Source organism: Trichocoleus sp. DQ-U1 (assembly GCF_039961925.1).
GTDB lineage: Bacteria > Cyanobacteriota > Cyanobacteriia > Cyanobacteriales > FACHB-T130 > FACHB-T130.
Genome location: NZ_JAMPKB010000102.1, coordinates 1 through 14,907 on the forward strand (window position 1 = coordinate 1; position 14,907 = coordinate 14,907).

Annotated in this window: 11 protein-coding genes and 4 pseudogenes; 11 read left to right on the top strand and 4 right to left on the bottom strand. The window is 47.2% G+C overall.

Annotated features, from left to right (window positions below; genetic code table 11):
- Positions 1–113: 113 nt before the first annotated feature.
- The 11 genes and pseudogenes from NDI34_RS25165 to NDI34_RS25215 all read left to right on the top strand — a co-directional run.
- Positions 114–566: pseudogene (locus NDI34_RS25165) on the top strand (N-6 DNA methylase); the annotation flags it as partial.
- A gap of 198 nt (positions 567–764) precedes the next feature.
- On the top strand, positions 765–1,379 hold the full coding sequence (locus NDI34_RS25170) for an SH3 domain-containing protein (protein ID WP_348234162.1): 615 nt from the start codon (positions 765–767) through the stop codon (positions 1,377–1,379).
- A 131-nt stretch (positions 1,380–1,510) separates the two neighbouring features.
- On the top strand, positions 1,511–2,587 hold the full coding sequence (locus NDI34_RS25175; RefSeq protein WP_348234163.1) for a hypothetical protein: 1,077 nt from the start codon (positions 1,511–1,513) through the stop codon (positions 2,585–2,587).
- The gene (locus NDI34_RS25180; protein WP_348234164.1) at positions 2,580–4,007 is read left to right on the top strand and encodes a restriction endonuclease subunit S; all 1,428 of its coding nucleotides are present in this window, start codon (positions 2,580–2,582) and stop codon (positions 4,005–4,007) included. Before NDI34_RS25175 ends, NDI34_RS25180 begins: the two co-directional genes overlap by 8 nt.
- Positions 3,970–4,596 carry a DUF4433 domain-containing protein gene (locus NDI34_RS25185; RefSeq protein ID WP_348234165.1) on the top strand — a complete coding sequence of 209 codons (627 nt, stop codon included), beginning with the start codon at positions 3,970–3,972 and terminating at the stop codon, positions 4,594–4,596. Before NDI34_RS25180 ends, NDI34_RS25185 begins: the two co-directional genes overlap by 38 nt.
- A 41-nt stretch (positions 4,597–4,637) precedes the next feature.
- Positions 4,638–5,681, top strand: a complete 1,044-nt coding sequence (locus NDI34_RS25190) for a macro domain-containing protein (protein ID WP_348234166.1) — start codon at positions 4,638–4,640, stop codon at positions 5,679–5,681.
- A 174-nt stretch (positions 5,682–5,855) separates the two neighbouring features.
- The gene (locus NDI34_RS25195) at positions 5,856–9,032 is read left to right on the top strand and encodes an HsdR family type I site-specific deoxyribonuclease (RefSeq protein WP_348234167.1); all 3,177 of its coding nucleotides are present in this window, start codon (positions 5,856–5,858) and stop codon (positions 9,030–9,032) included.
- Entirely contained in the window at positions 9,029–9,727 is a 699-nt protein-coding gene (locus NDI34_RS25200; protein WP_348234168.1) for a SprT family zinc-dependent metalloprotease, read from the top strand. The genes NDI34_RS25195 and NDI34_RS25200 overlap by 4 nt, the downstream gene beginning before the upstream one ends.
- Before the next feature lie 204 nt (positions 9,728–9,931).
- Positions 9,932–10,981, top strand: coding sequence for a hypothetical protein (locus NDI34_RS25205; RefSeq protein WP_348234169.1), 1,050 nt, complete (start codon positions 9,932–9,934; stop codon positions 10,979–10,981).
- 53 nt (positions 10,982–11,034) lie between these two features.
- A complete protein-coding gene (locus NDI34_RS25210; protein WP_348234170.1) occupies positions 11,035–11,163 on the top strand; it encodes a hypothetical protein in 129 nt (42 codons plus the stop codon).
- Positions 11,164–11,250: 87 nt separating this feature from the next.
- Entirely contained in the window at positions 11,251–11,430 is a 180-nt protein-coding gene (locus NDI34_RS25215) for a hypothetical protein (protein WP_348234171.1), read from the top strand.
- Positions 11,431–11,629: 199 nt separating this feature from the next.
- Here NDI34_RS25215 and lexA read toward each other — a convergent pair.
- The 4 genes and pseudogenes from lexA to NDI34_RS25235 form a co-directional block, all read right to left on the bottom strand.
- A pseudogene (gene lexA / locus NDI34_RS25220) lies at positions 11,630–12,223 on the bottom strand (transcriptional repressor LexA); the annotation flags it as partial.
- A 755-nt stretch (positions 12,224–12,978) separates the two neighbouring features.
- Positions 12,979–14,115, bottom strand: a complete 1,137-nt coding sequence (locus tag NDI34_RS25225) for a hypothetical protein (RefSeq protein ID WP_348234172.1) — start codon at positions 14,113–14,115, stop codon at positions 12,979–12,981.
- Positions 14,105–14,797 (bottom strand): annotated as a pseudogene (locus NDI34_RS25230) (MoxR family ATPase); the annotation flags it as partial. The gene NDI34_RS25225 and the pseudogene NDI34_RS25230, both read right to left, overlap by 11 nt.
- Before the next feature lie 9 nt (positions 14,798–14,806).
- Positions 14,807–14,907: pseudogene (locus NDI34_RS25235) on the bottom strand (IS5/IS1182 family transposase); the annotation flags it as partial.

Sequence of the window (14,907 nt, forward strand, 5' to 3'; positions counted from 1 at the left end):
CGTATTTCATTAGCTTTACTTATGAATTACCAGGGGTGAGCGTAGAAGACAGGTGAGCGAGCGCATAATTTCAGACCTCATATTACCCCAGCGACGACTTTTGCAAGAGGTCTATTGAAAATGACAATCTGGAAGGGGTGATTGGGTTGCCGCCGAATTTGTTTTATGGGACGGGGATTCCTGCCTGTATTTTGGTGATGCGTCCCAAGGGTGCGAAGCCTCCCGAACGTCAGGGTAAGGTGTTGTTTATTAATGCCGATGCGGAGTATTATGCGGGTCGCGCTCAGAATTATCTGCGTCCTGAGCATATTGAAAAGATAGCTTTTGTGTTTGAGCGGTTTGAGTCTTTCGCTGGTTATTCGGCAGTGGTGAGTAAGGAGAAATTGGCAGAGAATGATTACAACTGCAATATCCGCCGCTATGCCGATAATGCACCACCACCGGAACCCCAGGATGTGAGAGCGCATTTGTTGGGGGGGATTCCTGAAACTGAGGTGGAGGCAAAGCGTCCTTTGTTAGAGGCGCATGGGTTTAACCCGACTAGGATTTTAGCGGAGCGGAATTGATGCGATTGCTCTGTCAATCAGCGATATTATCGACTTTGCTGAGGAATTTACTGAATCTAGGTTACAGGTTTAAACTTTTGAATTTTAAACCGTAGTTTTCCTTAGATCGCAGCGTTGTAGAGAGTATTTTTCAGTAAATCTCTCATTATCAGTAAACCTCAGAAAACCTAACTTTATTGGAAGCTGATGGTGATAAAAATGAAAAAGCTCAACAAGTCTCTCGCTACAATTCCCCTAGTTTCCCTGTCTCTGCTAGGTCTGACTTTTTCGCCTGTTGCCTTCGCCACTAACTCAAGTTCTGTCACAGCTAAGAATACACGGCAATCTCCAACGCTCATTGCTCAACAACAGATTTGTAGTGTGGTTAATATCCAGACAGGTCAGTTAGCTTTACGTCGCTCTCCTGGCGGTGAATCACGAGCTGGTTTAGATAATGGCAATACAGTGGCATTCTTGCGTCGAGGTGGTGTGCCTTGGGCTTATGTCCGTGTAGTCAATGGTTCAAATAGTAGAGTTAATGGCTTGGAAGGTTGGGTAAATGCGAAGTATTTATCCTGCGATCAAGCTAGTGAAGGTGATTCGTCTCCCCAAATATTTTGTGATGTAGTCAATATTCAGACGGGTCAACTCGCTGTGCGTTTCTCTCCAAACGGACGGTCAAGAGCTGGTTTGAATAATGGCAATATTGTCAAATGGCTCAGGCAAGGTAATAATCCTTGGGTTTACGTGCGCGTTGTTGATGCTCCCTCTGCCGTTAAGGGTTTGGAAGGTTGGGTAAACTCAAATTACCTGTCGTGTTATGACGATGCTTAAGGTTGGCACTTGGTACGCCTGACAAGGCGGACTGGGCTAAGGTATCTTTAATGGGTTTCTGAGAGGATGTTACTGCTGCGTCACTAAGGCGCGTGCCCTCTCAGAAATATTGCAATATCGTGGCAGTGTGAATGACCGATTACTTGGATTTTGCTCCTGGTGTTACGGAGCGCTCTCAAATCAAAGCCTTTATTGAATCTGACGCCGGAGTTCAAGCGACTGAAGCGAAGCTCTACGGCGTCTTTTCGGCTTGGTGGCAGTTGCACGCCCCTGGTTTGAACCAGTTGCCGAAAACGAAGAAGGTGATGGAACTGAGGGCGGAGTTTTTGAGTTCGTTTGTTGATAGCCTCCAACCTGTGGGTTTACTTGACCGCTTTAAGGTGGCGGGAGTGGTGGCGAGTTGGTGGGATGAGGTGAAGTATGAACTCAGAACGCTCTCAGAATCCGATTTTGGCGGGTTGGTGGATAGTTGGGTGGATACGATTCGGGATGCTCTAGAGCAAGATGATGAGACGCAGAAGAATCAGACGAAGTTCGACCCGCTCAATCATAAGCTGGTGGTGCGGTTGATGCCGGACTATCTGGAGGAAATTGCTGAGGCTGAGGCGAGAATTGCCCAGTTAGAGCAGCAAAAGGAAGCGTTTGAACGGGGGGAAGAGGCGGAGGCGGAAGAGGGAGAAGCAACTGAGGAGGAGTCGGAGGCGGTTAATTTTGCTAAGGAGTTGGAGACAAGGCTCAAGACTCTGAAAGGTTCGATTAAGGAGCCGAAGAAGGATATTAAGGATTTAAAGAAGAATTCGCCGTTGTTGAATGCGGCAAAAATTGCTGAACTTGAGGCGAGGGTTGAGCCGATGGAAGCGGAAATTGCCGAGATTGAGGAACAACTGGAACCCTATAAGGAAATTAAAAAGCAACTGGCTCAAGCCAAGGGGATACTGAGGACGCTGAAGAATGAATTGGTGAAGCGTTTGGAAGCGGCGCGTGCGGCGTTGACGGATGAGGAGTGTCAGGGGTTGGTGTTGGCGATTTTCAAGGATGGCTTAACGGCTGAACTGGAGCGATATGTCTCGGCTCACCGTCAGCAGGTTATTGTGGCGGTAGAGAATTGGTGGGATAAGTATCGGGTGACGTTGCAGGATATTGAAGGGGAACGGGATGGGGCGGCAAAGCAGTTGAGTGAGTTTTTGAGTGGGTTGGGTTATGCGTGAGACTCTGGTTAAGACTGAGGAGTTTAAGGATTCGCCTCTGGGGGAGGTTCCAAAGGATTGGGAAGTTGTAAATCTTGGTAGTGTTCTAACAGTTTTATATCGTTACCCCACATATTATGGAATTCAGTATGTAGAAACAGGTGTTCCTGAAGTTCGTGGGGAATTGATTTTAGATGATGGTTATTTAGACAATCGGCTTGCATTGTATCGATATATATCAGAAAGTACAGCATCTCGTTTTCATAAAGTAAGGCTTGAGCCAGGTGACTTTGTGCTATCTGTAAGAGGCACAATGGGAAAAGTAGCTATGGTTGCAACTGAGCTAAAAGGTGCTGTAATCACTGCTAATTTAATACGTCTTCAGTTTAATCAGTCGCTTGTCTCGCCCCAATGGGCAAGGCATTTTCTACTTTCAAATATTTTTCAAGATCAGCTTGATTTAGAAACTTCGGCAACAACAATCAAGACAATTCAGGCTCCTGCACTTAGCTCAATGCTGTTGAGACTACCTTCCTTTCAAGAACAGGAGCACATTGCTGAGATTCTGGACACAATGGATGAGGCGATCGCACATACCTCTTCTCTCATCGCCAAGCTCAAGCAGATGAAGGCTGGACTGCTGCACGACTTGCTGACACGGGGGTTAGATGAGAATGGGGAATTGAGAGATGCGATCGCGCACCCCGAACAGTTCAAAGACTCACCACTGGGACGAATCCCGAAAGGTTGGGAAGCAAAACCATTAGAAGCAATTGCAGACCTTCAAGTTGGATTTGCTTTTAAAAGTGAGTGGTTTCAGGAACACGAAGGTATTAGGTTGCTGCGTGGGGAAAATGTTGGTTACGGTAGCCCCGACTGGTCTGAAACTCGTACACTGCCTTCAAAAATGTATCCGAACTATCGAGAGTATGAGCTAGTTGCTGGTGACATTATTATCGGTATGGATCGGACTTTCACAAAATCAGGTTTCAAGATTAGTGTTTTAGAACCCTCAGATGTGCCTGCTTTGCTTGTGCAACGAGTAGGACGTTTTTTACCAATTGGCTGCGATCGGCAATTTCTTAAAGTTCTGCTGAATTCTCAGCCATATCATGCTGCCCTACTTGCACAACAGAAAGGTATGGATATCCCTCACCTTTCTAAATCAGAAATTTTAGAACCACTTGTTGCTGTTCCTCCAGTCGAAGAACAAAGACGTATTGCTACCATTATCGACACTTACGACACCCGCATCCGTACTGAAGAAGCCTACTGTGACAAGCTCAAACTCCAGAAACAAGGACTGATGCATGACCTCTTAACCGGACAAGTGCGAGTCACTAGTGTTAAACCAGTTAAAGAGGATTCTAGCCAGATAGCGGCGCTCACAACAGCATCACCCAATGCCTACTTGCATCTATCACATCACTCATATCAATAACCTGCTCTCTATCCTGAACTCAGGTGGGCTAATTGCAAACAGTAAGCTACGGCGAGAGCGAATTAACTACGTTGATATTGCTCATGAAAGCATCCAGGATCGACGAGCTAGAACCCTTGTTCCCTGCGGTGCAGGTGGAGTGTTACATGATTATGTACCGTTTTATTTTGCGCGACGTTCGCCCATGCTTTTCACAATCCATAAAGGGAATGTAGAAGGCTATAACCAAGGTCAAGAGTCAGTGATCTATCTGGTTTCTACAGCAGAGGCAATCGAGGCTATGGCACTAACTTTTGCCTTTACTGATGGACACGGCATTATCGGATACACTCAGTTTTCTGATGACCTTGAGGACTTGGACATGGTTGACTGGGACATCATGGAAGCAAAGTACTGGAATGATACCGCAGATGATAATGACCGCAAACGCCGCCGCCAAGCTGAGTTCTTGGTGCATCAGTTCTGTCCCTGGACGCTGATTACAGGGATTGGTGTGATTAATACGACTATCCAGGAACAGGTTCAGCGATTATTACAAAAAGTTAACTACCAGCCCCCTGTTAAGGTTTACCCTAATTGGTATTACTAAAACCACTAAATAGTACAATAGTACTATATCAAGCCAAGGAAATGATCGAGTTCAAGCAAGGCAACCTGCTAGAAGAAAATGCTGAAGCCCTAGTTAACACCGTCAACTGTGTCGGTGTCATGGGTAAGGGTATCGCCTTGCAATTCAAGCAAGCCTTTCCTGAAAACTTCCGCCAATATGAAAAAGCCTGTCGCACTGATGAAGTGCAGCCAGGGCATATGTTTACAGTGGTTACTGGTAGTATTTTTTACCCTAGGTACATAATTAACTTTCCTACTAAGCGCCATTGGAAAGGCAAGTCGAAAATCGAAGATATTAAAAGTGGACTCAAGGCGCTAGTTGCCGAAGTGCAGCAGCTAGGTATTAGTTCCATTGCGATTCCACCTCTAGGATGCGGGAACGGTGGCTTAGATTGGGCAAAGGTAAAACCCCTGATTGAATCAGCTTTTGCTGAACTGCCAGATGTGCAAGTAGTTATTTTCGAGCCATCAGGCGCACCAGTAGCGGAAAAAATGCCTGTTACGACCAAAACGCCTAACATGACCCGTTCCCGTTCCCTGGTGATTCGCTTGTTGGAACTCTATGGGATTCCTGGCTATCGGCTCACTATGCTAGAAGTCCAGAAACTTGCTTATTTCTTGCAAACTGCTGGGGAGGAGGCTTTGAAGTTGCGCTATGAGAAACATAAATATGGTCCCTACGCTGATAATCTGAATCATGCTTTACAACGGATTGAAGGGCATTATATTCGAGGGTATGGCGATAGAAGCCGAGAAGCTGAAATTTATGTCTTACCCGAAGGCAGAGAAGCCGCACAAACTTTTTTAAAAACAGAACTCGATGCTAAAGAGCGTTTAGAGCGAGTTAGCAACCTCATATTTGGCTTTGAAACGCCTTATGGGATGGAACTGCTAGCAACTGTTCACTGGGTTTCCCAAGAGAAGCCAGAAGCGGCTAAGGACGCTGATGTTGCGATCGCGCTTGTACATCAGTGGAGCGATCGCAAGCGCAAACTCTTCAAACCGGAACATATCCGCAAAGCTTGGCAGCGTCTACACGAGCAAGGCTGGCTAAAAAGCTTTTAAGGCTACATTTCAATCCCTGAGAGGGATTCAAGGGATTTCAAAGTTCCTGATATCCACAAAGCTAACTCCGAGCAAGGTGCTATAACAGCAGAGAAGCCAAGGTGCTTAGGGACAACCCTTTTGCTGAGGGTGTATTGCAATGAGTCCCTACGCCTCTCCTCAAGCACTGGAACAATGCCCCAACCAACGCCAGAGTATATCTATGCTGAAAAGCCAACCATCGACCAACTTGTAAGTATGGGTTGGCAGTACATCGAAGGCAGTTGGGACGACCCCCAAATTACCGATCGCGAGAACTTCAAGCAAGTCCTAATTAGCGATCGCCTAAAAGCCGCCATCAAGCGCATCAACCTCGATGACGATGGTAACCCTTGGCTCGATGATACTCAAGTGAATGCAGCCGTCAGTCAGCTAGAACGTCTGACAGCACAAAGACTGATGGAAGCCAATCAAGCCGCTACAGAATTACTCCTCAAAGGCACCACTGTTCTAGGGCAAGACGGCAAACAGCATACCGTCCACTTCATCGACTTCGAGCATCCCCAAAATAACGACTTCCTAGCCATCAATCAATACCGAGTAGATCCCCCTTGGGTAACAGGCAATCGGGGGTTTATCGTCCCGGACATCGTGCTACTCGTCAACGGCATCCCCCTCGTCGTCATCGAGTGCAAAAGCCCCAAACTCGATAACCCCATCACCGAAGCCATACGCGATTTGTTGCAATATTCCAACCAACGGGGAAGCAGCCAACCCGAAGGCGCAGAAAAGCTATTCCACTACAACCAGTTAATGATAGCCGCCTCTAAAGGACGGGCAGCAGCAGGAACCATCGGCGCGAACTACGAGCATTATGTCGAGTGGAAAGACACCACTCCCCGCCCCAAAGCCGAAATTGCCGCAGAACTCGGCGTTACCGAACTCAACTCCCGCCAAACGCTCATCGCCGGGATGCTGCACCCCGCCAACCTCCTCGACATCCTGCGAAACTTCACCCTGTTCAAAACTAGCGGCGGACGCACTATCAAACTCCTCCCCCGCTACCAACAATATCGGGCAGTCCACGAAGCACTTCAACGACTTCTGCACAACCAAACCCGCCAAAAACACGGTACGGACGACCAGCGAGGCGGTATTATTTGGCATACCCAAGGTTCGGGTAAAAGCCTGACAATGGTTTATCTGGTCCGCAAACTCCGGACTATTCCCGAACTGCGCCGCTTTAAAATAGTCGTCGTGACCGATCGCAGCGACTTAGAAAGACAACTTTCAGATACTGCTACTCTCACGGGCGAAACCCCAAAAAGAGCGAAAAAAGTCAAACAGCTAGAAAAATATCTCAAACAACCGGGTGCGGATCTCGTTTTCGCAACCATCCAAAAATTTAGAAGCGGCGAAGACTCGGAGGAAGAGGAAAAAATCGAGCCGATGCCGAAAAACCTCAATCTTTCCGAAGATATTTTAGTGCTAATTGACGAAGCCCATCGCTCTCACGCCAATACCCTCCACACCAATCTTTTGGAAGCTTTACCCAACTGCGTCCGAATTGGTTTTACTGGCACTCCCATCGTCAAAGCTGCCAAGAAAACCACCCAGCAAATTTTTGGTCATTTTATCGATCGATACAACATCCGCCAATCTCAAGAAGACAACGTTACCTTGCCCATTCTTTATGAAGGGTTAGAAGCCAGAGGTGCCCTCACCCAAGGCGATGACCTCGATAAACTGTTTGAAATCCTCTTTGAGGATAAAACCTCGGAAGAACGGGCGCAAATAAAAGCCAAATATGCCACTAAAACCCAAGTCTGCGAAGCGCGAGAACTGATAAAAGCGAAAGCTAAAAATATGCTGCGCCACTATTGCGATCGCATTCTCCCCGGAAGCTTTAAAGCGCAAGTCGTCGCCTCAACTCGCCTCGCTGCCGTCCGCTACCGAGAGGCATTTTTAGAAGCGCAACGGGAACTGGTGCAACAACTGGAAACTCGCGCCCCCATCCTCCAAAGTTTCGACCCGGAAACATTAGAAACCCTGGATGCAGAAACTCGCTTTCTCGCTCAAGCCTTACCGCGTTTAGACACGATCCGCTGCTTGGAATTCGCTACCGTCATCTCCTCGGACAAAGACGACCTTCCCGACTGGAAGAAGTGGACGGATAAAAGTCAACAAGAAACCAATATTGAAAAATTTAAAAAGCCTTTAGCTAAAGATAGTTTAGCGATTTTAATTGTTAAAAGTATGCTCCTGACGGGATTTGATGCACCGTTAGAGCAAGTTTTATATCTAGACCGGGGCATGAAAGAATATGAATTATTGCAAGCGATCGCTCGCGTCAACCGCGTCCATGACGATACGAAGAAATATGGCTTAGTAGTCGATTACTACGGCGTAAACTTGGCAGAAGCTTTAGCCATTTATGATGAAGTAGATACAGAAGCCGCTTGGTTCGATCTCCGGGAAGAATTTCCAAAATTGCGCGATCGGCATCAAAGAGTTATCGATCTGTTCGCTCGAAACGGCTGCACGATAGACGATTTAGATAATTGTGTAGACTTGCTGAGAGACGATCGCCTCAGAGTCGAATTCAACAATTCTTTTAAAGACTTTCTCGACACCTTAGACACCATTTTACCCCGGCCCGAAGCCCGTTATCCCTATAACTTTGTCAAAGATGCCAAAAAACTCGGTTTAATTAAAAAATCCGTCGCAGACCTTTATCGAGATGAAAAACTCAATCTTGTCAGCGCCAAAGAGAAAGTCCGGGCATTAATTGACCAATACATTGAATCCCAAGGAATTGACCAGAAAGTACCGCCAATTGATATCCTGTCCTTGGACTTCAAAACCCACGTCCAGCGCCATCGCTCAATTAAAGCACAAGCGGCAGAAATGGAATTCGCTGCCCGTCACCACATCAGCATCCACTATGATGAAGACCCGGTTTATTACAAAAACCTGAGCGAAAAACTGACCGAAATCCTGGAATCTCTTGCCGACAATTGGGACGGAAAAGTTGAAGCGTTACGCCAGTATATCGAACAAATCCAGGCAGGTCGCCCCACCAATGAAACGGGACTCGACCCCAAAACTCAGCTTCCCTTCCTCAACATCTTGGGCGAACATTCACAGATAGAACTGCCCAAACTCGCCCAAGCTACTGTAGAAATTGTCGATCGCATCCGCCAAGAAGTGCGGCGAGTGAATTGGGCAAGTCCGATTGTCCAAGAAGACTTGAGACGCTGGATAGCCGACTACTTGGATACTAACGATTTAGTGGACTACGACCAACTCGAAGAAGTCGCGGATAAACTGGTGCAACTTGCCCGCAAGAATCGTGATAGTTTGATGGCATGACCACCATCACCTTTGGCGACCTCAGTTTTGAACTGCGCCACAGTGCCAAACGTCGCACCATCGGCATCACCGTTGAACGGGACGGTCAATTAATCCTGGCATCTCCTCCAGAAGTGCCGATGGAAACGCTGGAGAAAGTGGTTCGTGACAAACGCCTCTGGATTTACAGCAAACTCCTCAAAAAAGAATCCCTCAATCCCCCCACCTCAGTCAAAGAATACGTTTCAGGAGAAGGGTTTTATTACCTGGGACGCAGCTATCGCCTCAAGCTGGTGGATAGTGTGAAGGGACAGCCACCCCTGAAACTCTACCAAAGCCGCTTCGAGTTGCAGCAGGAAGCACAGGCACGGGGGAGAGAAGAGTTTATTCGATGGTATTGCGATCGCCTTCGCCCGATTTTAGATGCACAAATTGCTGCTCTTATCAAGAGTATTGGAGCTTCCCCCCGCTCGGTGCAGGTACGCGAGTTAGGCTACCGTTGGGGTTCATGCGGACATAAGGGAGATTTATATTTCCACTGGCGAGTGGCGATGCTGCCGCGAACCATGATTGAGTACGTGATGGTTCACGAGTTGGTGCATTTGATTGAACCGCATCATACCACTGCATTCTGGGACAGGGTGGAGCGGATTTTGAGTGATTGGTGCGATCGTAAACAGTGGCTAGCGGGGAATGGAGTGAGTTATAACCTTTAGGGATAAGAAGTGGGTGCGGATCACTGAAGATTAAATGAGTCTAGATTAATTGGCTTGTTTAAAGTTCCATGAGTTAAGCTGCGTGAACGTTTAGTTTATTTCATAATTGTCGTCAGATCATATCGAAATGCCCTCAAGCTGTGGCTGCGCTCAGATTGCAAAGAACTTTTAGGTGTATTTTTATTTAGTTGTTGGAGAGGAAAGATGGATGAATGTGATGCAATTCTACGGCAAGGTATTTTCAACGAAATCTTTACTGATAGTAGAAGAAGCATTTCTGAGAATTTACTAGAATGGCTCAAAACCACAGATTTTGGCACATTTCAGGGAAAACAAGGCGGCGGCTTAAAGGTTGGCTTCCCTATTAAAGGAGTTCCTTTTGAACTAGGAGGATCTTTTTCTGAAGGAGAATTTAAGGAATGGCAGCGAGCTGTTGAAGAAGGAAGAGTTAGACAATTTGATGATTCAGAGTTAAAGCAGATATTAAGCAGAAGTGCTTCTGACACAATAGTTGCCGCTTGGTCTAAGTGCATAAGAGAGAGGGGATTTGGACTTATAAGTTCTATTGATGTCAATGATGAGGATATTGTTTTTACTGCACGTTACGTTCCTAACTCTGAGACCGATACTTCACCCACAGTAGAAGGAAAAGATGGATTTCACGTTACAGGGGCAACAATACTGCGAGGTTTTTCTGATGGCGATAAAATACCTTTTGGTGGTCGTTCAGCTATTTTAAGGAGAACTGGTAGAGAACAAGTGACTATTGTCTTGACTACCACTAAGGGTGAACTCCGAGAAACACTTCCGCAACTCCCTGACTTACCTCCACCGGAAACTGTTATTCGTCTTGAATGTTTAGGCGATATTTCAGGACCTAGATTACTCGATGGCAGAACAGGCGATGGAACGGTTGGGCTAGTTGATAATCCAGCTTTTAGTGGTACAAGATGGAAGGTTCATGAAATTGGAGCTGGAGTAATTCAGCTTGAGTGTTTAGGCGACATACCAGGACCTAAATTATTGGATGGTAGAACAGGAGATGGAACAGTTGGGTTAATTGCTTCAACAAGTTTCAGTGGTACAAAGTGGAAAGTTAATGAACTCAGCAGTGGAGTAGTTCAGATGGAGTGCTTAGGCGATATTCCAGGACCTAGATTTCTCGATGGCAGAACAGGAGATGGAACGGTTGGGCTAGTTGATAATCCAGATAATCCAGGTTTTAGTGGTACGAGATGGAGAATCATTTCTTAGGGTAATCGGAGCAAGTTACTTTATCGCGGTCTAACAATTGCTGTAACTGCTGAATGCGATCACCTTTGAGGATGCGATCGCTCATTCATGCCCTCCCAACTTTTCCAGCAACGTTTGCCACGCCTCAATCTGCTGCTGTAATTGCTGGATGCGATCGCGCTTGGCAAGAGGAGGAGATGTAATCGGTCATTCATTCCAAACTTTTCCAGCAACGCCTGCCACACCTCAATCTGCTGCTGTAATTGCTGGATGAGATCGCACCTCGAACGATGAGGAAAAGCGATCGCTCATTCATTCGCTCCCAACTTCTCCAGCAACGCTTGCCACGCCTCAATCTGCTGCTGCAATTGCTGGATGCGATCGCCTTGGATCAATTTTTAATTCACAAATTACTGCTTTTGTCAATCGTGTTAGGGCTTCTCCCCGCTCGGTGCAGGGACGCGAGTTAGGCTATCGTTGGGGTCATGCGGACACCAGGGGGATTTATATTTACACTGGCAAGTGGCGATGGTGCCGTGATCGCTTATTGAGTATGTGGTAGTTCACGAGTTGGTGCATCTGATGAGACCGCGCCCTACTACTGCATTGAGCAATAGATTGTAGCGAATTGTGCAAAATGTCGGAGGTCGTAAGCACTGGTTAATTTTGCTATTCTCGCCAAACGCCTACTATGACACCTTGTATCTGTACTTGGTTAATAGAAAGTTCAATAGGAGCATACTTGGAATCACCAGATTCTAGTCTAACTCGATCATCCATGCGGTAGAAACGGCGTATTGTTGTGCCGCGTCCTTCTAATCGTGCTGCAACAATCAGACCATTCTTCAGTTGATTGGGGTCAGGGATAGGTCGCATAATCACTACATCACCCTCAGCAATCAGATATTCTTTCATGCCGTCCCCAGTCACCCGCAGTGCAAAATTACCGGGTTGATGGAACAACCTTGATAAATCTAGGTATTCGATTACATCGGTAAAAGGCTCAACAAGACCATTCCCGACCATTCCCAATATGGGTACTCCTCCAGTGGAGTTGGCCAGAATCCGAATCGTGTTAGCTTTCCCCTTTGTCCAGTCGATATATCTCTTAACTCGTAAATGTTCCAGGCGAGTCTGAATCACAATTGGGTTTTTCAGGTTCATAGCTCTCATCATTTGTCTAATTGAAGGAGCATGTTGTGATGTGCGAATATATTCCACAAGCCAGTCGTAGAGTTCTTGTTGTGCTTGTGTTAGCGGTTCCCTACCTGGTGGGCGGTAAACACTGGGCGTTTCTTTCGGAGTCTTCTTACTGAAAACACTGTAAGGTTCTAAAGGAATATCTAAACTTACTCCAGCAATTTCTACTTGCTTCTCTTGTTGCTGTAACTTACTAAATTGAACGGTTGCACCTTCTAAATCACCTTGGACACAACTGCTCATGCCACGACTATAAATTAGTAAAGGCTCAAATCCTGCCTCAAGTAGTGGTTCTGCAAAAGTTTCTACTAACGACGCGAGGCGAAACACCTCTGCCATATCCTCCTGCTTGACCCTTGCCTTCAGCCTCTCTGCTAACTCCCACGCCACATCATCAGGTCTCGTATACGATAGTGCTGTCCACTCCTGAGCTTCTCGCAAATTCTGTGTATCCGAATCGTCGCCAGTAAGCTGCTGTGCTACATAGTCCATCAAAAACTCAGCCAGTTCGTCCAATCGCTCCCGCCCAAACTGCTCCTTCAGTTCTTTGAGCAATAGATTACGAACCGCAATATCCATCTCATACATCTCATAGCCCACCTGGCGACACAGACGCGACAGCAGCACCCGCGCCACAGCAGTCCAAGGTGCTTCTGGGGCAAAGTGTGCCCAAATTTGGTAAAGCAAATCAGGGGTAAGTACCAGGGGAAACGCTGCGTGACAAGCCAGATTCAGGTGTGCCTCCCCAAATTGTTTGGCAAACCCCACAATCCGATCCACTGCCACTCGCATTGTCCGCTCTTGGTTGGAGAGAGCTATCATATCAGCCATGAATACATCATCTCCCAAGACACATATCTACCTCGCAGCACATTAATTGCCGCATTCATCCCCTGACAATTCATCTCAAACATCGGCACAAAACGGGCAATTTCCCCTGCCGTAGTATGCAGCCAACTTTCATTTGGCATCGGGTTCAGCCAAGCTGTGTAACGCACCGACTGCTGCAACCGTTCAATCCATTCCTGAGTCCACTTCACCCGTTCCAAGTCGAAGTTTCCCCGTGCTGCACCCGCATCGCTAACAATCAATACCACCGCCCGTTCTCCTACCTCCGCCAACACCTCACCAATCGGCTGGGCATTCAGCAGCGCCGGATGACGATACAAGTACTCGTCAGCGTAATCGTGAAAGTAAAAAACACGGGTTTGTCTTAGCCGTCCACCCCGTTCAGCCGTATCTACCAACTGCCGCGATAGCGCGTGAAACGGCACCATCGAGCCTTCTTGGTCAATCATTAGTACCAAATCAGTCCGATTAGTACGGGGTGGAACCAGCACAGGTTCGAGCAAAAAGCCCTCACGCCCCATCTTTTCCACCGTCGCCTCGACATCCAACTCCGTCGCAGTCCCTTCCCGCACCGGACGACGCAGGTAACGCCAGCTCTGCTTCATCTGTCGCTTGGTAACGGGGAAATATTCAGTCAGGAGACTATAGCGGGGGCGTTCGAGTTCGTTGTCCCTACGGCTGTGCCGCACCGCCTGAACTACCTGCACGGGTTCATCCATCTCCAACGTCAGACTTGGGGGTTCCTCTAGTTCAGAGGAAGAAGTGGATTCTGAGGAATGGTCACTTTTGGTGGTAATAATTACATCAACATCTGTGATTGGATGAATCGCCGTCTCACGACGGTAGCTGCCTTGCAGAAAATGACTCGGTGTTGCATCTATTTGCTTCCACATCTGCTCAAACAGCCGTCGAATCAGGCGACTCTCATCATTAGACTTTGCCCAGAACGTACAGCACAACTGCTCCAATTCCTGACGGCTCTCCACACCAAAGCCAACCTGGAGCGATCGCACCACCATCAGATACTCTTCAACCCCCAACGGCAACCCATGCCGCTGACGCAGGCTGTTAAAAATCTCTAGCAGTGGCAGTTCATCAGGCTTCATGCTTCAGATACCGCAGATGATCTTCCCATTTCTTAAGCAACACTTCTGGGAAAGGAAGTTCTCCCTGAAGTTGCTTCAACACTTCATCTTGAGGAAATTGACGCAGCACGGCAAACCAATCGAGTAACTCACTGGTACTGGGTTTCTTGCCAGATTTGTTTTTTTCCATTTGCGATCGCAGTTCTGCAAATCGCTCCACTGCTGCCTCCATCAAATCTGGTGGCGATGCAAGAAAGTGAGCATTAACAATATCAATTAACTGTTTATATGAGGGGAATTCAATGTAATGAAACAGACATCGACGCAGAAAAGCATCTGGTAAATCTTTCTCATCATTGCTAGTAACAAACACGATTGGAGGGTAATTCGCCTTTACTTCCTCCCCCGTTTCATCGATCGTAAATCTCTGCTCGTCAAGCTCCCGCAACAAATCGTTAGGAAAATCAATATCAGCCTTATCAATTTCATCAATCAGCACCACCGTGCGCTGTTCATTTTTAAAAGCACGTCCCAGCGCACCGAGTTTGATGTAATTGTCTAAATTCTCAACTTGAGATTTGCTCTGTTTACCCGTCTGAGTCAGTTGAGCATCGTGCAAGCGACGCACGGCATCGTAGGTGTAAAGACCATCCTTTGCCCGTGTTGTAGATTTGATATACCAAGCCTCATAAGGCAAACCTAGGGCGTGTCATCAATTCAACCAGATGACCGTAGCAGCGAGGTGAATCGCACCGAGAAAGTTAACCGCACGCTTGTCGTAGCGCGTTGCAATCGCTCGATACTGCTTGAGTT